The organism is Devosia sp. P2_G7 (assembly GCF_056403495.1).
The window spans coordinates 61,246-84,115 of sequence record NZ_JBFUFI010000009.1; the positions used below are offsets into that span (position 1 = coordinate 61,246).

General features: G+C 64.7%; 14 protein-coding genes. 7 read left to right on the forward strand and 7 right to left on the reverse strand.

The features are described 5' to 3' along the window. Positions 1–24 precede the first annotated feature (24 nt). Positions 25–1,053, reverse strand: coding sequence for a LacI family DNA-binding transcriptional regulator (locus tag AC1DWU_RS15385; RefSeq protein ID WP_477150877.1), 1,029 nt, complete (start codon positions 1,051–1,053; stop codon positions 25–27). 227 nt (positions 1,054–1,280) lie between these two features. Here AC1DWU_RS15385 and AC1DWU_RS15390 point away from each other — a divergent pair, with 227 nt between their 5' ends. The 7 genes from AC1DWU_RS15390 (at position 1,281) to AC1DWU_RS15420 (ending at position 13,680) form a co-directional block, all read left to right on the forward strand. After that, the gene (locus AC1DWU_RS15390; protein ID WP_477150878.1) at positions 1,281–3,596 is read left to right on the forward strand and encodes a family 78 glycoside hydrolase catalytic domain; all 2,316 of its coding nucleotides are present in this window, start codon (positions 1,281–1,283) and stop codon (positions 3,594–3,596) included. Positions 3,597–3,785: 189 nt separating this feature from the next. Then, positions 3,786–5,075, forward strand: a complete 1,290-nt coding sequence (locus tag AC1DWU_RS15395) for an ABC transporter substrate-binding protein (protein WP_477150879.1) — start codon at positions 3,786–3,788, stop codon at positions 5,073–5,075. 80 nt (positions 5,076–5,155) lie between these two features. Next, positions 5,156–6,058, forward strand: a complete 903-nt coding sequence (locus AC1DWU_RS15400; protein ID WP_477150880.1) for a carbohydrate ABC transporter permease — start codon at positions 5,156–5,158, stop codon at positions 6,056–6,058. Further along, positions 6,055–6,882, forward strand: coding sequence for a carbohydrate ABC transporter permease (locus AC1DWU_RS15405; RefSeq protein ID WP_477150881.1), 828 nt, complete (start codon positions 6,055–6,057; stop codon positions 6,880–6,882). Before AC1DWU_RS15400 ends, AC1DWU_RS15405 begins: the two co-directional genes overlap by 4 nt. 471 nt (positions 6,883–7,353) lie before the next feature. Then, on the forward strand, positions 7,354–10,368 hold the full coding sequence (locus AC1DWU_RS15410) for a DUF5801 repeats-in-toxin domain-containing protein (protein WP_477150882.1): 3,015 nt from the start codon (positions 7,354–7,356) through the stop codon (positions 10,366–10,368). A gap of 79 nt (positions 10,369–10,447) precedes the next feature. Then, entirely contained in the window at positions 10,448–12,175 is a 1,728-nt protein-coding gene (locus AC1DWU_RS15415) for a type I secretion system permease/ATPase (RefSeq protein WP_477150883.1), read from the forward strand. 11 nt (positions 12,176–12,186) lie between these two features. Continuing rightward, a complete protein-coding gene (locus AC1DWU_RS15420; RefSeq protein ID WP_477150884.1) occupies positions 12,187–13,680 on the forward strand; it encodes an HlyD family type I secretion periplasmic adaptor subunit in 1,494 nt (497 codons plus the stop codon). Between the two features lie 27 nt (positions 13,681–13,707). Here the strand turns inward: AC1DWU_RS15420 and AC1DWU_RS15425 are convergent, their stop codons facing one another. The 6 genes from AC1DWU_RS15425 to AC1DWU_RS15450 are packed head-to-tail and all read right to left on the reverse strand — an operon-like array spanning position 13,708 to position 22,752. Then, complete coding sequence (locus AC1DWU_RS15425; RefSeq protein ID WP_477150885.1) at positions 13,708–16,803, reverse strand: alpha-mannosidase; 3,096 nt, start codon at positions 16,801–16,803, stop codon at positions 13,708–13,710. A gap of 11 nt (positions 16,804–16,814) precedes the next feature. Then, complete coding sequence (locus AC1DWU_RS15430; RefSeq protein ID WP_477150886.1) at positions 16,815–17,633, reverse strand: carbohydrate ABC transporter permease; 819 nt, start codon at positions 17,631–17,633, stop codon at positions 16,815–16,817. Continuing rightward, positions 17,633–18,577 carry a carbohydrate ABC transporter permease gene (locus AC1DWU_RS15435; RefSeq protein ID WP_477150887.1) on the reverse strand — a complete coding sequence of 315 codons (945 nt, stop codon included), beginning with the start codon at positions 18,575–18,577 and terminating at the stop codon, positions 17,633–17,635. Before AC1DWU_RS15435 ends, AC1DWU_RS15430 begins: the two co-directional genes overlap by 1 nt. A 4-nt stretch (positions 18,578–18,581) precedes the next feature. Next, on the reverse strand, positions 18,582–19,820 hold the full coding sequence (locus AC1DWU_RS15440; RefSeq protein ID WP_477150888.1) for an ABC transporter substrate-binding protein: 1,239 nt from the start codon (positions 19,818–19,820) through the stop codon (positions 18,582–18,584). After that, positions 19,817–21,628, reverse strand: coding sequence for an amylo-alpha-1,6-glucosidase (locus tag AC1DWU_RS15445; RefSeq protein WP_477150889.1), 1,812 nt, complete (start codon positions 21,626–21,628; stop codon positions 19,817–19,819). Before AC1DWU_RS15445 ends, AC1DWU_RS15440 begins: the two co-directional genes overlap by 4 nt. After that, positions 21,625–22,752 (reverse strand): ROK family protein, encoded by a 1,128-nt coding sequence (locus AC1DWU_RS15450; protein WP_477150890.1) that lies wholly within the window; start codon positions 22,750–22,752, stop codon positions 21,625–21,627. The genes AC1DWU_RS15445 and AC1DWU_RS15450 overlap by 4 nt, the downstream gene beginning before the upstream one ends. Between the last annotated feature and the right edge of the window lie 118 nt (positions 22,753–22,870).

Consider the following 22,870-nt stretch of genomic DNA (forward strand, 5'->3'; position numbering starts at 1 on the left):
TTGTGGCCGGCCTGCAGTCCCTGTTCATCCGCCCAGGGTGCTGCTCCGGCGCACCACCAACCTCGGCTGCAGCAGGATCTGTTCGGTTTCGGTGCGCCCCTCGAATCTCTCGACGAGCAACCTCGCAGCGTGTGTGCCGATCTGTTCGCCCGACTGGTCGACGCTCGTCAGGCTGTTCTGATCGAGTGCGCAGTACACGGTGTTGTCGTGGCCGACGATGGCCAGGTCCTCTGGAACACGGAGTCCACTTGAGCGCGCATGGCTGATCGCTTCGAAGGCCACTGCGTCGCACCAGCAGAAGATCGCCTGCGGTGCGCTCTCCAGCAGTTTTTCCATGCCGCCATAGATCCCCCTGGGGGTCTGCTCGGTGCGGACAGTGTTGATGCGGGCGGCGAGCCCCTGGGCCTCCATCTCGTGCCGGTAGCCGCTTTCTCGCATCCGCATGGCCGTGGGGTGTTCAAGGCTCAGCATGGCGATGCGCTCAGCACCCTGCTTTACGAGATGTTGGACCACCAATCGTCCGCTTTGCTCGTCGTTATTGTTCACCGTGTCGAACGTCGTCGCGGCGAGCGGACGATTGCCGATGGCCACCATGGGGATACGGCTCCCAAGCTCGGTGAGTTGCTCGGACGACAGGCTGCTCGAAACGAGTATGAGCCCGTCCATCTGCATGTCGATCATTGCCTGCGTGAGGTCGCTTTCGCTCGACTGCGAGGCGATGCCTTGCACCGTCTGGTAGGGCGTACGTTCGAAGCCCGCGCTGATGCCGGCAAAAATATCGGCGAGGAAGGGGTTGCGCATGTCGGGAAAGACAACACCGACGACGAAGGATCGTCCGCGCAGCCCGCGGGCAGCGGTGTTGGGGGTGTAGCCCAGCTTCTTGATCGAAGCGTTCACCCGCTCGCGAAGCGAGTCGCTCACGCCATAGGCATTGCGCAGAACCTTGGATACGGCGGCAAACGACACGCCGGCATCGGCGGCCACCTGAAGAATGGTGACACGCTTCGGCTTGCTCTTTGCCGGGCCGCCTCGCTTCTGCTCGATCTTGTTCATCTCGGGTCCCCTCCGCTGTCGATAGCAGACCCGGTGGATTCTCAGCAAATGGCGAGTCCCTGACGGCGTCCGTTGCCGTCCCAGGGACTGGACCCGTTGTAATCCCACCCGAACGACGTTACACGACCCAAATGTGCAACCTTGCACGTTTTCTCATTTTGAGTGGTTGGGAGGTCGAGTTGATCAGAGGGGCGAAGGGCATTGAGGCCATAGGTTGGGCAGCCAGGATGATCCGCCCCCTGGCCGATGGCGGAGAGGGCACCCCGGCGAGCCAGGTCGCGCGCGAATTCAGCATCTCTAGGCTCAACGGAAACGAGGTGCTCCGCATCTCGGCGCTGGGACTCTACCGGGCATTCATCAATGGCCAACGGGTGGGCGAGGATGCGCTGACGCCCGGCTGGACGAACTACGACGCGAGGCTCTCCTACCAGGTCTACGATGTCGCCCACCTGCTCAAGGAGGGCGCCAATACCATCACGATCTGGATCGGCGACGGTTGGTATCGATCCCCGCTGATGTGGATCGAGGAGCGACGCAAGAACATCTGGGGCACCAGGGTTTCGGCGATCGCCGAGATCAGGGGCGGGACAGGTCTCGCCGACGTAGTGGTGTGCACGGACGGGCAGTGGACGAGCGGAGAGACGCCCATCCGCAAGTCCCAGATCTATTTCGGCGAGATCTTCGATGCGACGATGACGCCGAAGGTGAAGCAAGGCGTCGAAGTTGTCGATTTCGATCCCGGCAAGCTCATCGCGCATGAATGCGAGCCGGTGCGAGAGCTTGAGCCGCTCGATCCGGTTAAGGAATGGCAGGATCGCGAGGGCCGCACCCTCTACGACTTCGGGCAGAACACGGCCGGATATGTCCGCCTTACGCTCGCGGCCGATGGGCCGTCCGAGGTCCTGATTGAGCACGCCGAAGTGCTCGACAAGCACGGGCAGTTCTACAATGGCAACTACCGGAGCGCCGAGGCCATCATCAGGCTGCAGGTCGATGAGCGCGGGCTCGCTGGCTATAGCCCGCACTTCACCTATCAGGGCTTTCGCTACGCCCGCGTCACGATCAAAGGCTCCGCGCGCATCACACGCATCCAGTCCGTGCCGATATCTTCGGTCCCCCAGGCAACCGCCTCTTTTTCGAGCGGCAACCCATTGGTGAACCGCTTCTTCCAGAACGCCATCTGGTCGCACCGCTCCAACTTCATCGACGTGCCGACCGACTGCCCGCAACGCGACGAGCGGCTGGGCTTTAGCGGCGACGCGCAGGTGTTCGCGGGCACCGCCTGCTATCTCGCGGACAGCCACGACTTCCTCGTCAAGTATGTGCGCGAGTTGATGATCGACCAAGCGCCGGATGGCGCCATCTCGCACACGTCCCCACACATTGTGCGCGTGAAGCCGGGCAAGCGCATGCAGTACGGCTCGACCGGCTGGGGCGACGCCATCACCGTCATCCCGTGGCGGCTCTACCTCCAATATGGCGACAGGGACATCCTCGCCGAAACGCTGCCTGCCATGGTCAAGTGGATCGATTTCGTCTGGTCGCTGACCCGGGACGGGATCGTGCGGCCGCCTGCGACTCCGGGAGCACGGGGCTTCTGCCTCGGCGATTGGCTGCAGCCCAAGGGACCCAGTTCCAAGCCACTGCCGACCATCGGCGATGATGCGGCTGCAACGCTCTATCTCTACATCAGCCTCGGCATCGCCGTTCGCGCGGCCGAGCTCGTCGGCGAACCCAGTATCGCCTCGCGGTTGACGACGCTGCGTTCGGAGGTCGAAACCGCCTTCCGCGACGAGTTCGTCACGCCATCCGGCCGACTCGCCTACGACGACCAGACGTCCTACGCGCTGGCGCTGCTCCATGGCTTGGTCCCAAGCGACAAGATCGCCGCGGCGACGGGATATTTCCGGAGCGCCATCATGCGGACCGGCGGCCGGCTCGGAACCGGGTTCATCGGCACGCCGGCCCTCCTTCCGGCCTTGGTGAAGGTAGGGGAGGGCGCCCTTGCTGGTGAGGTGTTCCTGCAGGAGGACGTGCCCGGCTGGCTCTATCAGGTGCGCATGGGGGCAACGACCGTCTGGGAGCGCTGGGATGCCATCCGCGCCGACGGCACGATCTACGATCCGCAGATGAACTCGTTCAACCACTACGCCTTCGGGGCGGTGTGCGAGTGGCTTCTCGAGGGTGTCGCCGGGTTCCGCCCGGACGAGACTGCGCCGGGCTTTGAGAGCATCGTCTTTTCTCCGACCATCGTGGATGGATTGTCCCCCGTTACTGCCCATTACGACTCGGTGCGGGGCCGGATTTCGGCGTCCTGGACGCTGGTTGGCGACGAGGTCCGTTACGAGTTCGTCGTGCCCGAAGGGGCGCGCGGCACGCTGCGGCTATCGCTCGAATACCGCGATGCCGAACTCGATGGCACGCCGATCATGGCGGGCGTCGACGCCATCGTCGGACCGGGCAAGCATGTTGCCGTGTTCAAATACGCCATACCTGGCAGGCAACTGATCGGTGAGTCCCTGCTTGCCGCCAACATGCCCTGACGCAAATCACGTGCAACGTTGAATGTGCAACCTTGCACACTTTGAGTTTGTAGGCTAAGCCAAGCAGGTATGCGCTCGATAAGAAGCGTGGGGTGGAGCAGGGATGGGCGCCTCGGTGCGCCCGCGGCAACCGCAACTGCGACCGACCCTGGGCCGAACGGGGGCGCGAGGAGACAACGGAGGAATTGAATGGCTAGACCACTGATCCGCAACATGCTGGCAGGCGCCAGTTTGTTGGCGATGACGCTGATCGCGGGAGGTGCGCACGCGCAGCAGGTGACCGTATCGCTGCTCGTCGACAACTCACCCGAGGTGCTGACGAGGTTCGAGGCCTTGGTGGCCGGCTTTGAAGCCGCGAACCCCGACGTCAATGTCGAGATCGAAACCAGGCCAGGCGGCGAGGAAGGGGGCAACTTGGTGAAGACCCGCCTCGCGACCGGCACGATCACCGACCTGTTCACCTACAACTCGGGCTCGCTGCTGAGGGCGCTCAATCCCGGGCAGTTCATGGCCGATCTCAGCAACGAGCCCTGGCAGGCCGATGTGCAGGAGACGTTCAAGCGTGTTGTCTCGACGCCGGAGGGCGCCATCGTGGGAGCGCCGTTCAGCACGGCCTCGGCTGGCGGCATCCTCTACAACAAGCCGATCTATGAACGTCTTGGCCTCTCGGTTCCCAAGACCTGGGACGAGTTCATCGCGAACAATGAGGCGATCCTCAAGGACGGCAAGGTCGCCCCGATCATCCAGACCTACAAGGACAGCTGGACCAGCCAGATCCTGATCCTCGCCGACTTCTACAACGTCCAGGCTGCCGAGCCGGATTTCGCCACACTCTACACTGAGGGCAAGGCAAAGTTCGCGACGGACCCGGCAGCGCTGCGCAGCTTCCAGAAGCTGCAGCAGGTCTTCAAGGCCGGCCTGTTCAACAAGGACTTCGCCTCGGCCGGCTACCAGGATGGCATCCGCATGCTGGCGACTGGAGAGGGAGCGCACTACCCGATCATCAGCGGTGCGCTGCGTGCCATGGGAGCGACCTATCCGGATCAGTTGAAGGACGTCGGCTACTTCCCTGTGCCGAGCGATGATGCCTCGCACAACGGCCTTACAGCGTGGATGCCGCAGGCGCTCTATGTGTCGAAGAACACGCCCAATCTCGATGCTGCCAAGAAATTCCTGGCCTTCGTTGTCAGCCCCGAAGGCTGCGAGATTCTCAAGAGCACCGGCGGCGGCACTGGTCCCTTCCTGGTCAAGGGCTGCGTGCTCGAGGGCGCGGCGCCGGCCGTCTCCGACATGCTTCCGTTCTGGGACAGCGGCAACAACTCCCCGGCCCTCGAGTTCCTCTCGCCCATCAAGGGGCCGGCGCTCGAGCAGATCACTGTCTCGGTCGGCTCCGGCATCATGACGGCCGAAGAGGGGGCCAAGCTCTACGACGAAGACGTCCGTAAGCAGGCTCAGCAGCTCGGTCTCGCCGGCTGGTGATCATCCCGCCTGACAGCAGCTCCGGACCCGTCCGGAGCTGCTCCTTGTGAAGCAGTTGGTGGACGATGAGTGATTTGTCGATGACAGGCCTTGCGGCGCAACGTTCGACGCCCAGGCGGCGATTCAAGTCCGGTGGGCTGTACCCCTATTGGTTCTATGCGCCCGCGGCGGCGATCTACGTGATCCTGTTCCTGCTGCCGACCGCCTCGTCCTTCTATTTCAGCCTGATGCGGTGGTCGCTGTTCGACGCCACCTTCATCGGTCTCGACAACTTCGCGCAGTTCCTGCGCGAGCCCTTCCTGCTGCAGGGCCTGGTCAACACGCTGGTCTTCGCGGCGGTCAGCGCCAGCCTGAAGGTCGTACTCGGCCTCGGCTGTGCGGTGCTGCTGACCTCGCAGATCATCGCCAGGGGCTATCTGCGGGCAGTGATCTTCTTTCCGGTGGTCGTGTCGACGGTGGGCGTCGGCATCACCTTCACCGTGCTCATGCACCCCACTGAGGGCGCCATCAACCAAGCCCTGGCGGCGATCGGCATCGTGGGCCCCGACTGGCTGACCAATCCCCGCCTGGCGCTCATCTCCGTCGCGTTGGTCGATGTGTGGAAGGGCGTCGGCATGGCGACCGTGATCTACATCGCGGGGATCGTCTCGATCCCCAAGGACTACTTCGAGGCCGCCCGGATCGACGGGGCGTCGAAGCTCCAGAACTTCCTCTACGTGACGCTGCCGCTCTGCCGCCCGGCCACAGTGACGATCGTCACGCTCAGCCTCATCGGCGGGCTCAGAACCTTCGAGCTGGTGTGGACGATGACACGAGGCGGTCCGGGCTTTTCGTCCGACGTCATCGCCTCGGTCATCTACAAACAGTACCAGTCGGGCTTCTACGGGCTCTCCACCGCGGGCAACGTGGTCCTGTTCCTGTTCATCGTACTGCTGGTCGTCCCGCTGACGGCATACTTCAACCGGCGGGAGGGCCACGAATGAAGCTGATCAAGGAATATTGGCTCGGCGTCCTCGCCATCATCGTGACGACGGCGGTGTTCCTGGTGCCCTTCGCCTTCATCGTGCTGATGGCCTTCAAGGACCAGAAGCAATCGTCGCTTCTCGATTTCTCCTGGCCTCAGGTGAACAACCTGTGGGCGAACATTGTCGAGGTCGCGTCGACGCGTAACTGGATGCTCATCACCGCCTTCCTCAACTCGACGATCCTGACGGTCGCCGGCGTGACGCTGCTGGTGATCTTCTCGGCCATGGTCGGCTTTGTGCTTTCCCGCAGGAGGAGCCGCTTCAACAAGCTGGTGGAGTTCCTCATCCTTGCCGGCCTGATGATCCCGCCGGCGGTCGTCCCCACCATCTGGGTGCTTCAGGGGCTGGGCCTGTTCGGCAAGCTGCACGGGCTCATTCTGATCGAGGTCGCCTACCACCTTTCGTTCTGTGTGCTGCTCTACAAAGCCTTCATCGCCACGATCCCGCGCGAACTCGATGAGGCTGCCATCATCGACGGCGCGCGGCCGCTCGATGTCTTCTTCCGGGTGATCCTGCCGCTGCTCTGGCCGGTGACTGTGACGATCATCGTGGTGCAGACCGTCACCATCTTCAACGACTTCACCAATCCGCTCTACTACCTGCCGGGTAACCAGTTCGCGACCGTGCAGTTGACCCTCTACAACTTCCAGAGCCAGTTCGAGACGTCCTACAACCTGCTCTTCACCAACATCCTCTTGATCACCATTCCGCCGCTCCTCGTCTTCCTGTTCTTCAACCGGCAGATCATCGCGGGCATGACCGCAGGCGCGGTCAAAGGGTAGGAGTGTGCGAGCGAGTTTGAAATAGCGGCCCCGGCGCCTTACCGATCCGCAGCCCCGGGCCCGGGTCTCACCAGCCGCCGAATTGGCCCGGCTCCCAGCCGCCGCGCGACCCAGGCGGCCGCCTAAATGCGGCCACTATTGCAATCGTGGTTAATTTTTTGTATATCTCGCGCAGATACGTGTAGTTCGGCGTGAACCAAGAATACCGAGAGAGCGCCTGCGCCCGCATCGCGGAACGAGCACAAGACGCACGACTACATCTCTCGGCCGCACCATCCGATCTACGCCGGATGTATTCTGAAACAATCCAGAGGCCACATCGTAAGTGTAGTTCCGGTGCCGATGATATCGGCGCCGGGGCGATGTTTTATTTGGTGGTGACTGTTGAATGCAAAGTGTCTCGCATCGACTACCAAGCGTCAAAGATAGGAACGAGGAGCAATCACACTAACGCTTTAGGGAGCAGTCATCATGGCAATCGTTCTGACAGACGACCAATACGTCACTCTCGACGAGTCGTCAGGGCTACAAAACAGTGGAACACCGGGGGCCAATGAGGACAACAACGACAGCGACATTGTATACACCGACCTGCCGGCAGCCTTTTCCACGCGCCTCTTCGATGCCGGCCAGCTCAGCCTGAGCAATGCATTTGCCCAGGCCAACGGCGCGGCACAGAACGACTTCATTTCACTCACCGACGGTTCAACCCTGACCGGGTTCGTCATGAGCAATGGCGACCCGTTGCTGGCCTATGATGCCGGCGTACCGACCGACCCGACCACCGGCGTCCTTGCAGACTTTACCACCGTCGATGGCGAGGCGATCTACCTCTTCGCCGACGTTGCCTCCGGCCTCGGCGCCTTCATGTTCCTCGGCGTCGACGAGAACGGCGACATCGTGCTCGCCGGCTACCTCGAGTCGGACGGAACGATCTCCACGGTCCAGTTCGAGGCCATCACCAACCCCGACAGCGGCAACCACGATGATCCGGTCGACCTGTCTGGGTTGCTCGACGTAGCCGGCAGCGGCACGATCGACTTCGATTTCGACGACCTGCCGTCCAGCAACAACCTGTTTGCGACCCTGGGGCCATCCCCCGACGGTCCGGCAATCGTCATTTTCGGCGCCGATATTCATCTGAAGGGCACCGGAGCGCCGACCAACACCAGCGACATGATGTTCATGTCGCAGGCTGGCCCCCATGCCACGATCGGCATGAACAACCAGATGTTCAATCCCGGCGACGCGGCGTTCTTCGCTTACGTCAACGACGTGAACGCGGACTTCCTGTCGGGCTGGGAGCCCAACGGGCTCACCGGAACCGAGGCCGATGATGCCGACAACGCCCTCTATACCGGCGGCACCCTGGACGTGAAGTCAGCCAAGTTCACGATTGCCCAGATCCAGGGCAACAGCACCGGCAGCATGAAGCTCACCACCTATCTCGGCGCCGCCGACACGGCGCGTGATCTGCTGACCGGTCCGACGGATGGCGCCACGTCGCCGAACATCATCATGGTCAACGTCACCATCGCCGGCGTGACCACCTCATTCGACAGCGACTCCGATCCCGCCGTGAGCGGCTTCGACGTTTCGGGCCTGGGCACGGCCACGGTCACGCTCACCGGGGTCGATGATGGCTACGCCATCGAGTTCATAACCGACACGGATCACAACCGCGTCAAGATCGAAGGTACCGCCGGCAAGTTCGACATCGGCGGCTTTACCATCACCGAAGGCACCAGCAGCCACATGCCGGTCGGCGACCGGATCGTGTTCGAGGATGACGGCCCCACCGTTGGTGATGGCCAGGGCACTCCTGCCCTCACAGTCGACGACAGCGACTTCACCGCTGACGACTCCCTGAGCTATGCCAACCTCTTCGATGTCGATTTCGGCACTGACGGCGGCAAGGACAGCGACAACGACGGCACTGTCGACGACGATGCTGTCACCTACGCGCTGGGCATCAGCGGGGACGGCGATGACAGTGGTCTCGTCGACTCGTTGACCGGCGACGCGGTCCTCCTCCACGCGGACAACGGCGACGTAGTCGGCACCACCGCAACCGACGGCTTCGAGGTGTTCCGCATCTCTGTCGACCTCAACACCGGCGAGGTCACGCTCGACCAGAGCCGCGCAGTCGCCCACGACGACGCGGCCGACCCTGAGGAGGACGGAGCCGGCGAGCCCTCCAAGCTGGCTTCCGCCGACCTCATCACGCTGACCGCCACGGCCACCGATGATGACGGCGACACCGGCGACCACACAGTCGGTATCGGCGACACCTTCAGCTTCGAGGACGACGGTCCGGCCATCGGCGATATCAGCAGCGACACCGTCGATTTCTCCATCGGCAGCTCCGTCAGCAACGTGCTCGGCGCCGTGCCGGGTAACGACGGCGCGAGCGTCAAGATCACCGATTTCACTCCGAGCTTCGATTTCGGTTTCACCACGGTGGTCGGCGTGCAGGAGGACGACCAGACAATCGTCTACTACGAGAACACGAACGGCAACGGGACCATCGGTGACGCCGGGGACACCGCATACTTCCAGCTGGCTCTGGATGACAGCGATACCGACCCCGCCAACTGGAACTACGTCTTCGACGTGTTGCACGACCCGAACGTGGTCAACATCGACTTCGACTTCGACAACCTGCCGTCCGGCGCCAACCTCTTTGGTGTCGTAGGCGAATCCGCGACCGATCCGGCGATCATCGTGTTCGGCAAGACTCCGGTCTTCAACTCCGCCGGCAACTACACCAACAAGAGCGATGTGATCCACACTTCGCAGGGCGGTACCGGAGCGACCATCGGTGTGAACAACCAGATGTTCGACGCCAAGGAAGCCGCGTACTTCGTCTACGTGGACGATCCGGTGGCCAACTACCTCTCCGGCGCACCGGGAGGCCTGACCTCGACCGAGGCGGACGATGCGGACAACGTCCAGTACACGGGTGGCACCGTGGACGTGCATACCGCATCGATCACCGTCTCGCAGACCCAGGCCGGCCCCAAGGTCCTGGCCGGGATGAAGATCACGACATGGCTGGGTGATCCCGACCAGGGCCGTGACCTGCTGAACGATCCCACCAGCGGTGGTCCTTCGCCTGACATCATCCTGGTCCGCGTCTTCGTGCCGGGCCAGGCCAACCCCATCGTGTTCGACGCGGATGCCGATCCGGCCGTGATGGGCATCGATGTTTCGGGCCTGGGTACCGCGACCGCAACCGTGACTGGCCTCAAGAATGGCTACACGGTCGAGTGGACGACCGACGACTTCCACAACCGGGCCTTGATCGAGGCAACGGCGGGCAAGTTCGACGTTGGCAAGTTCGCCATCGCCGAGTCGACGACCGTTCCTGATGCGGAACTCAACTTCGAAGTCACGATCGAGGACTTCGACACCAACGGCGATACCGCGGTGGATAATTTCACCGTCGGCATCGACGGCGACCACGACGGCAACGTCATCGTCTGACGACAACCAAGCCTCGCCGGCTGGGAGATACCCTGGCCGGCGCCTTTTGCGGCAAGAGTCCTGCCAAGGCGGTTGTGCAATGCACAAGACCCTCTACCAGACCATCATCGAGCGGGTGAGGCGCCAGCTTCCCACGCTCATCCTCTTCAGTTGCCTCGCCAACCTCCTGCTTCTCGTCACCGTCTTCTACATGCTCCAGGTCTATGACCGGGTGCTGTCGACGGACTCGCTCGATACCCTCATCTGGCTGACGCTCGGCACTCTCGGGGCCATCATCGTCTACGGCCTCATAGAACACGCGCGGCGGCTGATGCTGACCCGCACCGGGGCTTGGATCAATCTCGAGCTGTCCGGCCCGGTGATCCGCCGGGCGATGGACGCGCGCCTCGCCGGCGCCGGGCTCGAAGCGGGACCACGCGACGTCACGGACCTCCGCTCCTTCTTCGAGGGCGATGGACCGCTGGCGCTGCTCGACACGCCTTGGGCGCTCATCTTCATCGCCTTCATCTGGCAGCTCCATCCGGCACTGGGCCTCATCGCCATCGGCGGCGCGCTGGTGCTTTTCGGCCTCGCCGTCGGCAACGACATCGCGACGCGGCCGGCGCAGAAGCGTACGACCGCCGAGCTGCGCGCCAACCACGACGCCGCGCTCCGCTATATCGACGGCGGCGAGACGCTCGGGCCGCTCGGCATGGCCCAGCCGATCATCGAACGGTGGCAGGAGCGCGAGGCCGCCGCCGGCGATCGCCAGCAGCATCTGGCTGAGGGCACCGCGACAGTGGTCAGCATCTCGCGCGCCATTCGCATGTCGCTGCAGGTGCTGATCCTCGGCACCGGCGCCTACTATGTGATCCAGGGACAGCTGACCGGTGGCGCCATGATCGCCGCCTCGATCGTCCTCGCCCGAGCCCTCTCGCCGATCGAGCGCTCGATCAGCGCCTGGCGCCGGTTGCTCGCCGCCTTGACCGCGCATCGCAACCTCAAGGCGTTGTTCGAAGGATCGGCCGGAGACCTCGAGGCGGTTCAACTGCCCCGGCCGCTCGGCCGCCTCGCCGTCGAGACGGTGAGCTATGCGGCAGCGCAGTTGCGGCACGAGCCGATCCTCAACAACATCAACTTCAGCCTCGAGCCGGGCACCAGTTGCGCCATTGTCGGCCCGTCCGGCGCCGGCAAATCGACGCTCTGCCGCCTGCTGGTCGGCGCGGCACGGCCGAGCTACGGCCATGTACGCATCGACGGCGCCGACGTGTTCGGCTGGAATTCGGACGACCTGGGCCGCCACATCGGCTACCTGCCGCAGCAGGTCGAGCTGTTCCCGGGCACCATCGGCCAGAACATCGCCCGCTTCCATCCGCTCGATAGCGACAAGCTGGTTGAGGCGGCACAGTTGGCCGGCGTGCACCAGTTGATCCTGGGGCTGCCGGGCGGCTACGAGACCGATATCGGGACCCAGGGCAGCCGGATTTCGCAGGGCCAGCGCCAGCGCATCGCACTTGCCCGCGCCGTCTACGGCGATCCCGCTGTGCTGGTGCTCGACGAGCCCAATTCCAACCTCGACAGCGACGGCGACCTCGCGCTGACCAAGGCGCTGGCCGAGCTGAAGCGCCGACGTCGCACGGTGGTGATTGTCACCCACCGGCCGGTCGACCTGCAGGCCGTCGACCGGATCCTCATCATGCGCAACGGCAGCGTCGTCCGCTTCGCCGATCGCGATGAGGTGCTGCGGCCCGCCGCCGTTCCCGCCGAGGCTGAAGGTGCGCGGCGGCTCACGGAGCCGACACGGAAGCTGCCTCAAGCCTCTCCGTAGGAGGTGCTGCAATGTTTGAAAGTCCGACCAGGATCTGGCAGCTGACCCTCGAATGGTGGCAGCGCCAAGCCGTGCCCTTCATCGACCAGAGCTGGGCAGCCGTGCGGGACCTGGGCCTCTCCCCCGAGGGCGTCGCCACCGCAGGAGTGACGCTCGGCGTCCTTGGCTTGCTGCTCCTGATGCTCGGCACCCGCCGCCGCCGACCCAAGCCTCGGGTCGAGCTGGCCCGCGTGACGCGTGGTCCCCGGCTCCTCGGCTACATCGCGGCCCTGGCGCTGATCGGCGGCTTCGGCACCTGGGCCTATGGCGCCCGGCTCGCCAGCGCCGCCATCGCCCCCGGCGTTGTCAGCCCCGACGGCTACCGAAAGACCATCCAGCACCTCGAAGGCGGGATCGTCCGCACCATCCACGTCAGGGAAGGCGACATCGTCAACGCTGGCGATCCGCTGGTGACCCTCGACGACACGCAGGCCCTGGCACGCCGACAGGAACTACGGGCCCGATATATCGACCTGCGCGCCCTGGAGGCGCGCCTTCTCGCCGAGACGCTGGGGCGCGACGCGGTCGTCGTTCCGCCCGAACTCCTCGCCATGCCCGAGATCGACTACGCGCGGGCCATCGACGACCAGAAAGCCCTGTTCCTGAGCCGTCGCACCTCCCAGACCGGCCGCGAGCAGATCCTCGGCCAGCGTACCAAGCAGGTCGAAGAGCAGATCGCCGGGCTCACCGAAATGATTACCGCCGAAGAAGAGCAGATCAGCTTGCTGGAGCAGGAGGCCCAGAGCGTAAAGAAGCTCTACGACAAGGGCCTCGAGCGCTTGCCCCGCCTGCTCGAGTTGCAGCGCGAAGCGGCCAATGTTGAAGCTCAGCGCGCCGCCAACCGTGCGGCGATCGCCCAGAACCGGCAGCTCATCGGCGAAACCCAGATGCAGCTCCTGGCGCTGCGTGACGACATTGTCGAAAAGGCCAGCGAAGACCTCAGCACGGTCCGCGGCGAACTGGCGGAGCTTTCGAGCCAGCTTGCCTCCCGCGAGGACATCCTGGCGCGAACCGTCATCGTCGCTCCGATATCGGGCACTGTGATGCATGTGCGGGTCACCACGGTGTCCGGCGTCGTCAAATCGGGCGAGCCGATCCTCGAGATCGTGCCCGAAGGCTCCAAGCTCGTGATCGACGCGCGGCTTCGGCCCATCGATATCGACGCGGTCCATCCCGGCATGTCGGCGCGCGTGGTCCTGACTGCCTACCGGCAGCGCAACCTGCCCCAGATTCACGGCGTGCTGCGTTCGATCTCCGCCGATAGCCTGATCGATGAACGGTCCGGCGGCTCGTACTTCCTCGCCAAGGTCGAAGTCGATCGCGCCAGCCTCGAGGCCTTGGGCGCGGGCATCAAGATGCTCCCCGGCATGCCGGCTGAGATCATGCTGATGGGCGACGAGCAGACCTTGTTCGACTACCTCGTTGCCCCGATCACGGCATCTCTGGACCACAGCTTCAGGCAGTAGGCGGCGCGACGTGCTCCAGTTCCACCGCTAGCCGAGCAGCAGCGTGCGAATCTCGAAAGGTGCGAAGGTAAGCGCCAGCGTGTGGACGTTGTCCGCCAGCTGCGCGCTGGGCGCTTCAAGCAGGTTCGCCTCGCGGACCTTTCGACCGGTGGCGCCGAAGTCGAGGGTCACGGCTTGCCTGCGGCCGCGCGTTTCGCACAGCCGGACCACGAACGCGTTCCCATCCTCGGCTTTCTTCACCGCTTCGACAGAGACCCCGTCGCCGAGGACTTCGAAGAGGCTGACCGCTTCGAGCGATGGTCCAGCGGCGGCGCCTGCGATCAGTTGCAGCGGCAGGTTGAAGGCCTCCGCCTCGTCGTGGACGGCGCCGCGGTCGCCGTCGTGGACGAACAGGGCGTAGCGGAAACGATGGAGGCCCTGGTCAGCGTCGGGCCACGGGAAAACCGGGGACTTCACCAGCGTCAGCCGCAGGATGTTGCCCTTGGCATCGTAGCCATACTTGCAGTCGTTGATGAGCGCGACGCCGAAGCCCGGCTCGGACATATCCACCCAACGCTGCATGCTGGTTTCGAAGCGGGCGACATCCCAGCTGGTGTTGCGATGCGTCGGGCGCGTCACGTGGCCGAACTGGATTTCGGCAGCGACGCTGTCGGTGCGGACGGCGAGCGGGAAGGCGGCCTTCAGCAGGGTCTGGTGCTCGTGCCAATCGACCATGCAGTCGATGTCGAGCCGCGCGGAATCGCGCTCGAGCGCCACGATCTGGACGATGCTCGAGCTTTCATAGCGCCACTCGAGGCGAATGGCGGCGCGATAGGGGCCGGTCTCGACCACTTCGGAGGAGACGAGCCGGTCGACCGGCCAGACCTTGTCCTCAAACGAGGCATCGATATCCCAGGCGTCGAAATCCACCGGGATGTCCTGGTGGGCGAAAAGCGCGTTCGCGGCTTTTCCGGCCTCGACGGTCTCCCGGCTGCTCTGCTTGTCGAACAGCGAAACGATGCGGCCCCGCGCGTCGAGTTCGACCCTGAGGCGCGAGTTCTCGAGCGAGGTCGGCGACACTGAGAGGCCGGTGGTCTCGGGCAGCTCGACGGTAGCGGGGCTCAGCGCGACGGCTCGCCCGCCGAGCGGGGGCACAGCGTCGACGGGTGCTATGTGGGCGGCCGAGCCGTCGGCCAGCACGATCCGCTGCGCCGGGATCGCCGTTCCGTCTTCGAGGACGCTGTGCATCCCCTCAGGAAGCGTCACATAGCCCGCACGCCGCCGCGCCAGAAGATTGAGCAGCAGATGCTCACCATCACCCGCGAGCGGCGCCGCCAACTCGCGCTTCAGTGTCTCCGCCTCGGCGAAGAACCGCGCATAGTCCCGGTCGCTGTCCTCATACACGGCGCCGATCGAGGAGCCGGGCAGGATGTCGTGGAACTGGTTCAGCAGCACGATCTGCCACAGCTCCCACAGCTTGTCCGTGGGATAGGCGACGCCCCGCTCCATCGCCAGCACCGCCAGCAGCTCGAGCTCGCGCAGCGCTGTCTCCGCCAGCCGGTTGTTGCGCTTGTTCTTGGCCACCGAGGTGAGCGTCCCGCGGTGATACTCGAGATAGAGCTCACCCACCCAGGTCGGGAAGGCCGCCGGATCGGCGCTGAACTTGTCGCTCAGCCGGGCGAAAAACGGCCCCATTTTGTCGTGCTTGAGCCGCGGGCAACCGGGGATGCCGCGCTCCATGCGCCGCACATTCTCCAGCATCGCCCGTGTCGGCCCGCCGCCGCCATCGCCGTGCCCGTAGACCAGGAACAGCTCGTCCAGCGTCTCCTTCTGGCTGAACCGCTTCCACGTCCCCAGCACATGGCTCGGCACGAGGTCCGGGCAGTACGTCGTGTTGATGCCGTCGTATTCGTATTTCTGCGTCGTGAGGAAATAGGCCGGCACCCTGGTGCCGTCGATGCCCTGCCAGTGGAACGCCTCATAGGGCATGCGGTTGGTGTCGTTCCAGCTGAGCTTGTGGGTCACGAACATGTCGAGCCCGCTGAGCGCCATCAGCTGCGGCAGGGCCGCGCTGTAGCCAAAGGTGTCCGGCAGCCACACAATGCGCGGCGTCACCCCGAACTTCTGCTGATGGTACCGCACGCCATGCAGGATGTGCCGCACCAGCGCCTCGCCGCCGGTGATATTGACGTCCGGCTCGAGCCACAGCGCGCCCTCGATCTCGAACTGGCCACCGTCGATCTTGCCGCGCATGCGCTCGAACAGCTCAGGATAGTCCTGTTCAAGGTAGTCGAGCAGCAGCCCCTGGTTGTACATGAACCGGTAGTCCGGATACTCGTCCATCAGGCTCAGCGCCGTGGCAAAGCTCCGCGCCATCTTCTGCCGCGTCTCGCGCACCCGCCACAGCCAGGCGACGTCGATATGCGTGTGCCCGGTCGCGACGATGGTCGGCATCGCGTCCGCGTCCGCGTCGGCATAGATGCGATCGGCAATGACCTCCGCGGCCCCCAGGCTCGCGGCAAAGCGCGGCGCATCCCCCGGCCGCAGGTCGATCGCCTTCAGCGCTTCGTCGATGTGGTTCAGTATCCGCGTCCGCCGCGCATCGTCATGCTTCAGCAGCCGCGCCACATCGAGCGGTACCTTGAGGTCGAAGTAGAGCTTCTCGGCCAGCGGATCATGCGTCAGCAGCCGGCACGCGAACCCCAGTTGCCGCCGGTCCTCGATCGTCCCCGCCTCGATGACGATCTCGAACCTCTCGCCCGGCACCGCCACATCGGCCAGCCGGAACTCGCGGTGGTTTCCATCGGCCCCCTGCGCGATCTGCCCATTCACCCGCACCAGGCACTGCGGGTCGGATCGCCCCATCACCGAGCCGAACTGCGCCTCGATGCGGCAGAACACGCGTTGCCCCGCCGCCTCGGCGGGGATCGTGGCCGTCCCCGCAAACCAGTAGTAGCCGTCGGGCTCCCCCCAAACGAGATCGCGGTCGACCGGCGTCCAGCCGTCACGAGGCTCCGTCAGAGCGCGGGCCCGGTCACCGTTCTCGGCGCGGCGAAACCGCAGCGGCACCTCGGCATCAAGCAGCGTGAAGATGCGCTCGCGCAGCACGGCGAGCAGGCGGTCGTAGGTCGCGATCGAGCGCATATGGAGACGAGCTATTCCTTGGTGGCGCCGGACATCAGCCCGTTCATCAGTGTCTTCTGCAGCGCGATGAAAATCACCAGCATCGGCAGGATCGATAGCACGGTCATCGACAAGAGGCGCGGCCAGTTGATCGAGAACCGCCCGATGGAATTGGCGATCGCGAGCTGCACCGTCCATTGCTCCTGCTTGGCGACGATCAGGAACGGCCAGAGATAATCGTTCCAGCGCCACACCAGGTTGAAGGCGAGCAAGGTACCGATCGCGGGGAGGCACAGCGGCACGACGATGCGTAAGAGGATGCGCCATTCCGGCGTGCCCTCGATGCGCGCCGCCTCGAGCAGGTTGTCCGGAATGCCGGTGATGTACTGCCGCATCAGGAACACGCCGGTCGGCGTCGCGGCCGGCGCAATGATCAGGCCCCACAGGGTGTTGAGCAGCCCCAGGTCGCGCAGCACCAGGAACACCGGGATCAGCACGATCTGCAGTGGCACCATCACGGCCGACATGATCACGAGGAAGATGACCGTGTCACCCTTGAAGCGGAATTTGGCGAGCGCATAGCCGGCCATCACGCTCATCGTCACCGAGAGTAAAGCCGAGCTGATCGAGACGATCGCCGAGTTGAGGAAATAGGTGCCGAAATTGGCCCGGCTGACCGTCTTCTGGAAGTTCTCGAGCGTGAAGTTCTCGGGCCACAGCGAAGGCGGCCACTGGAAGATCTCGGCCTGCGGCTTCAGCGCCGACAACAGCAGCCAGAGCGGCGGCAGGATGAACAGGACCAGCACGACGGCGAAGGCGGCGATCCGTCCGGGTGAGCGAAGCAGGGTCATCAGCGTCTCCGCGCCACGCGCAGTTGGATGATGGTCAGCACCATCAGGATGAGGAACAGCACGCCCGACTGGGCCGCCGCGATGCCGGCCTGATTGGGCTTCTTGAAAGCCGTCTCGTAGATGTTCTGGACCAGGAACACCGTGGCGCGACCCGGTCCCCCAGTCGTCAGCGAGACCACGATCTCGTAGACTTGGAAGGCTCCGATGACGCCCAGCACCACCACAACGACGACGGAGGGCTGGAGCAGCGGCAGCGTGATGTGGGTGAAGATCCGCCAGCGGCTGGTGCCGTCGATCGCGGCGGCCTCGTAGAGATCCCGGGGGATCGAGGTCAGGCCAGCGATCAGGATCATCATGTTGAAGCCGGCGCCGCCCCAGATCCAGGCCACGACGACCGCTGCCTGGGCCAGTTGGTCCTGTTCCAGCCACGGCACGGCCGGGACGCCGACGAGCGAGAGCCCATAATTGACGAGGCCGCTATTGCGCGCGAACAGCCAGGCCCAGATGACGCCGATGATCAGGCCCGAGATCATCGAGGGGAAGAACACGATGGTGCGAACCACCGAATTGAACCGCGACTGCGGTGCGAGCAGCATCGCCAGTGCAAGCGCCGCTGCCAGTTGCAGCGGCACGGCGACGACGACGAAGACCACGGTGCGCACCAGCGACAGGACGAAGTCCTTGTCGGTCATCAGTTGCAGGTAGTTGTCGAACCCCACGAACACGGGGATCGATTCCGGCACTTGTTCCACGACCACCAGGCCGCGACGGAACAGGCTCATCCACAGGCCCTGCACCAGTGGATAGAGCGTAAAGGCGAAAAGCAGGGCGACCGTAGGCAGCAGCAGCAGGTAGGGCCAGCTCGTGCGGCCAGCGAGGCGAAGCAGCCTCGTCGACATCGACATTGCCGGTCTGTTGAGCTGCGTCAGGTCGCCCGTGCTCATGTCGTTACTTCCCCGCCGTGATGGCAGCTTCAGCTGCTGCGTGGAGGCTGGCAACGGCTTCCTCTGGGGTCACCTGGCCAGCAACCACCTGGGTGACGCTGTTCTTGACGGCGTCCCAGACACCCGCCTGCATTTCCGGCCAGGCCTGGTCCGTCGCGGCATAGCGCGGCGAGCTGTCGAGCTCCACCTGGAAGTTCTTCACCGCCGCGGCGGCATCTTCGCTCGAGTAGGCAACTGCCGGCGCCAGCTTGTTGGCCGGGAGCAGGCCGAAGATCTTGGCGTATTCTGCCTGGACGTCCGGAGAGGTGATCCAGGTCACGAAAGCCGTGGCTTCGTCGAGGTGCTTGGAGGTGTTGAAGGCGACGAGGTAGTTGCCGCCCACGTTGGACGACGACACGGTGCCCTTGGGCGTCGGGCCAGCCTGCCACTTGAAGCTGGCGTTGTCATTGAAGCTGCCGATCTGCCAGCTACCCGACATATAGGCGACGGCCTGCTGGTTCACGAACATGTCGTAGGGCTTGTCCGAGCTCGAACCCGACCAGAGCCCCGGCGGCATGTAGTCTTCGGTGATCTTGACGAACTGCTTGAGCACGGTGACCCAGCTCGCATCATCCATCGCCACCTTGACCGGGGCGTCTTCCGAATAGATGTGGTTGCCGTACTGGAACTGGTACGTGAGGTAGCGGTGCGCCGACACGTCCCAGACCAGCGGGAAGCGAACGCCGGCCTTCTCGGAGACCTGCTTCAGCACCGGAAGCACTTCATCCCAGGTGGCGCCCTGCGCCGGCAGCGGGATGCCGGCCTTGGCGAAGGCATCGGCGTTGTAGAAGATGCCGACCGCCGTAACGTCGAGCGGCGCGGCGATCACCTTGTCGCCCAGCTTGGCGCCGTCGGCCCAGCCCTTGACGAACTGGTCGATCCATTCCTTGCCGTTCACCTCGGCCCAGTCGACGAGGAACGGGCGAACAACCGGCTCCATCGACGAGGTCAGCGACACGTCCGGCATGATGCCTGAAGCGGCATACTGCCGGAACTTTTCCGACATGCCGTCATAGGGCGTGATCTGCAGGTCGAAAGTCGTTTCGGGGTGCAGCTTGGTGTATTCGTCCAGCAGTCCGCGGAGCGCCTGCTCCTGCTCGTCGCCGTCGACATACCAGCCCAACTGCAGTTCGGAAGCGACGACCGGCGTTGCGATGGCCGTCGCCGCCACTAGGGCAAATGCGGCATTCCTGATGAAGCTCATGATGGTCCTCCTATTACTCCGTCCATGACGGGAGCGATTGACGCGGGCTCGTCCCCTTCTGCCAGGAGCTCATCGCGGTATTGTACAGCGATGTGCGCTGGCAGTCCGCTCCAGCCCTGGAGCAGCGATCCCCGCCCGAAAGGCGGCGAATAGTATTCGATGGCCCCCGCCCAGCCGCTCGCGAGGCAGGCCTCCCACCAGCGGGTGAGGGCGTATCGCGCGCCCTTCAGACCGAGGCGTAGGCGCTGCTCGGCGTAGAGACCGTCGAGGTAGGGCCAGTCCGAACCGTTGTGATAGCGGAAGGCGAAAGCGGATTTGGCGCGCACGTCCTTTGCCCGCTTGAACGGGGGATAGGCGCAGAGCATGCCCCAGTCGCCATAGGGCTGCTCGGTGTTGTGGCGGCTCTCGAGGCGCTTGGCGACATCGGCAACCACCGTCCTCGCCTGCGCATCTGACACCGCGCGGTAGCGCAGCAGGGTCAGTGAATCGAGGGTCAGGTGGTCCTCGGCGAAGCCGTCGGAATTGACGAAATCGGCGTAGTTGCCAGCCGACTTCACCCAGAGGGCACTATCGATGTTGAGCCGTGCCAGCTCGGCCTGGAACCGCGCCGTTTCGGCGAGCACTGGATCGACCGTCTTGCCCAGCCGAACCACGGCGTCGAGCGCTCCGACCCACAGGCCGATATCGTAGGAGACGTACCCTTCGCGATAGACGTTGTCGGCCCAGTCGCGGTCGTGGTTGGGCTTCTTGGGGAGCCCGTCCGCTCCCGCGGCGCGGATATAGCGGTCGACGATGGATCGAACGGTGGTCCAGTGGCGCCGCGCCTCCTCAATATCGCCGGTCGCTGCGACGTAGTCGCCTAGGGTCAGGATGAAGAACAGTGGGCTGTCGAAGTGGTCGCTCCACCAGTCGCCCTGGCGGAGGTGCTCGCCCGCATAGACCTTGTCGCCGCGACGGAATTTGTCCCACGCGGCGGCTTGTGCCTGCCCCGAGAGAATGACGCCGCTCGGCGCCTCGCCATCGGGCTGGACGCCGACCGCCAGCAGGCGGAGCTGGTCGCGCACCGCTTCCGGCGCCAGCGTCAACAGCGGCTGCAGCGTCCAATAGCCGTCGCGATAGTATGTGCGGGCAGGGGCGCTGTAAGCCTGTCCGGCGGCGAGGCCGGCGAAGCGCCCGCGCTCGTCCTGCCGGATGCTGGAGAGGGCCGCGTGCGTGCCTTGGCTGACCATCGAGCGCAGTACGGGATCGGCCTCGGGCAAGCGATCGCAACGCCGCACATAGGCTTCGGCTTCGGCAACGACGGTTTCGATTGTCAGCCGCAGGGCAGCCTCGGCTTCGTCGCGGGAAGCGCCGACGCTCAGCACCAGATCGTTGCCGCGCTGATCGAGGATGAACGCGCCCCAGGCAAGCTCGGTGATCCGCAGGGAGCCTTTGCGGCTTGTCCGGGTGGCGACGTCCTTGGGGTCGACCGTATGCCACCAGGCCGCCCGTCTGGACGGGGCCGCCCGGACAACTGTCACGCCCCGGATCACCATCACCGGGGCGGATTGCGCAACATACACGCCGCCCGATCTACCGGTGACGCGGTTCGGTCCGTAGACGAAGGGCCCGGAAATGGCTGTGAAGCTCACGGTGCCCAGCGTGCCCGCGCCCCACAACGCTAGGGTGATCTTCCCGTCCGGTTCGCAATCGCCCTGCAGCCGCGGCGCCATGATCGGCAGCAGCACCGGCTCGGCGGAATCGATCAGGCCATCCGGCCGCGCCGTCATCACGTTGTTGCCGTGCTGATAGCGGGCCGAGATGGTCATGCCGCCGCTCCCCGGGTCGTACTGGTAGTGCCTTCGATGAGGCTGAGCCGCGCCTGGCGGCTGGCGAACTGGAGGGCTCCGACAACGCCGGCCCGGTCGCCCAATGCACTTGCGACGACCGCGCACGCCGTCGGCACCAGTTGCGCAGTGAGTTTACCGATTGCCTCGGCGAGCCCCGGACGGGCGCCGATGCCGCCGCCGACGACCACAATACCGGGGTCGAGCAAAGCGATCACCGTCGCGACACCCAGCGCGATGTTGCGGATAGTGTCGGCGACGACTGCCGATGCGGCTTCGTCGCCCTGCTCGGCACGATCGAAGATGTCGCGTACCTCGAGGTCGCTACCCGTGGCATTGGCGTAGGCATTGCGGATACCGTCCGTGTCAACCGCGGCCTCATAGGCGCCGCCAGGATGCAGGCGGGCTGCTGAAAATGGGTCGGCGCCGAAGGGGAGGAGAGCGATTTCTCCGGCGCCGCCCGAGTTGCCGTGCAGCAAGTGGCCATCGACGATGAGGCCCATGCCGACACCGGTGCCGAGAGCGAGGAACGCCAGGGAGTGCGTTCCCCGATCGCGGCCACGGCCTGCCGTGTACTCGCCGAAGGCCGACAGGTTGCCGTCATTGTCGACGCTGACCGGCAGGCTCAGCATCTTGCCGAGTGTCTCGGCAAGCGGCGTGTTGCGGTCGAAACTGACATTGGGGGACAGCGCGACGCCGCCATCAGGCGCGACGATCCCCGGTACGCCGACGGCGACGTGCTCGATTGTCTCGAGCGCGATACCTGCGCGCGCTGCAAGGCCGCGGACCATGTCCGCCATCTGGGCGAGCGTGCTGTCCTTGGCGTGGTTGGCGGTAGGCTCGTCGAATTCGGCGAGGATTTCGCCTGCGGCGTTGCCGATCGCGCCTCTGAGCTTGGTGCCGCCGAGGTCCAGGCCGATCACCGCACCCCGCCGGCCGGAGAGGGCAAGCTCGCTGCCCCGCGCTTCGATCCAGCCCGCGGCGCGCATCAGGCGCAGCGCGTCGGCTCCAGTGGCGATCCCATCCAGCACCGACGCCTGGGGCGCGCCGGCCCTGAGCCGGGCGGCCACCGCATCGATAGCGTCCATGAGCTGCTGGTCGGACATACAGGGCCAATTGTTCGTTAACATGACGAATGAATGACGATACGTTCTGTTTGTCAAGCGGGTGGAACGTTCATTCTACGGTCGGAATTGCGCGTTCATGCGAAAGACTGGCAGAAGT

Bases quoted from the DNA above. Each gene is read 5' to 3' on its own strand.
- AC1DWU_RS15385 (WP_477150877.1), bottom strand. From the start codon at position 1,053: ATGAACAAGATCGAGCAGAAGCGAGGCGGCCCGGCAAAGAGCAAGCCG.
- AC1DWU_RS15390 (WP_477150878.1), top strand. From the start codon at position 1,281: ATGATCCGCCCCCTGGCCGATGGCGGAGAGGGCACCCCGGCGAGCCAG.
- AC1DWU_RS15395 (WP_477150879.1), top strand. From the start codon at position 3,786: ATGGCTAGACCACTGATCCGCAACATGCTGGCAGGCGCCAGTTTGTTG.
- AC1DWU_RS15400 (WP_477150880.1), top strand. From the start codon at position 5,156: ATGACAGGCCTTGCGGCGCAACGTTCGACGCCCAGGCGGCGATTCAAG.
- AC1DWU_RS15405 (WP_477150881.1), top strand. From the start codon at position 6,055: ATGAAGCTGATCAAGGAATATTGGCTCGGCGTCCTCGCCATCATCGTG.
- AC1DWU_RS15410 (WP_477150882.1), top strand. From the start codon at position 7,354: ATGGCAATCGTTCTGACAGACGACCAATACGTCACTCTCGACGAGTCG.
- AC1DWU_RS15415 (WP_477150883.1), top strand. From the start codon at position 10,448: ATGCACAAGACCCTCTACCAGACCATCATCGAGCGGGTGAGGCGCCAG.
- AC1DWU_RS15420 (WP_477150884.1), top strand. From the start codon at position 12,187: ATGTTTGAAAGTCCGACCAGGATCTGGCAGCTGACCCTCGAATGGTGG.
- AC1DWU_RS15425 (WP_477150885.1), bottom strand. From the start codon at position 16,803: ATGCGCTCGATCGCGACCTACGACCGCCTGCTCGCCGTGCTGCGCGAG.
- AC1DWU_RS15430 (WP_477150886.1), bottom strand. From the start codon at position 17,633: ATGACCCTGCTTCGCTCACCCGGACGGATCGCCGCCTTCGCCGTCGTG.
- AC1DWU_RS15435 (WP_477150887.1), bottom strand. From the start codon at position 18,577: ATGAGCACGGGCGACCTGACGCAGCTCAACAGACCGGCAATGTCGATG.
- AC1DWU_RS15440 (WP_477150888.1), bottom strand. From the start codon at position 19,820: ATGAGCTTCATCAGGAATGCCGCATTTGCCCTAGTGGCGGCGACGGCC.
- AC1DWU_RS15445 (WP_477150889.1), bottom strand. From the start codon at position 21,628: ATGACCATCTCGGCCCGCTATCAGCACGGCAACAACGTGATGACGGCG.
- AC1DWU_RS15450 (WP_477150890.1), bottom strand. From the start codon at position 22,752: ATGTCCGACCAGCAGCTCATGGACGCTATCGATGCGGTGGCCGCCCGG.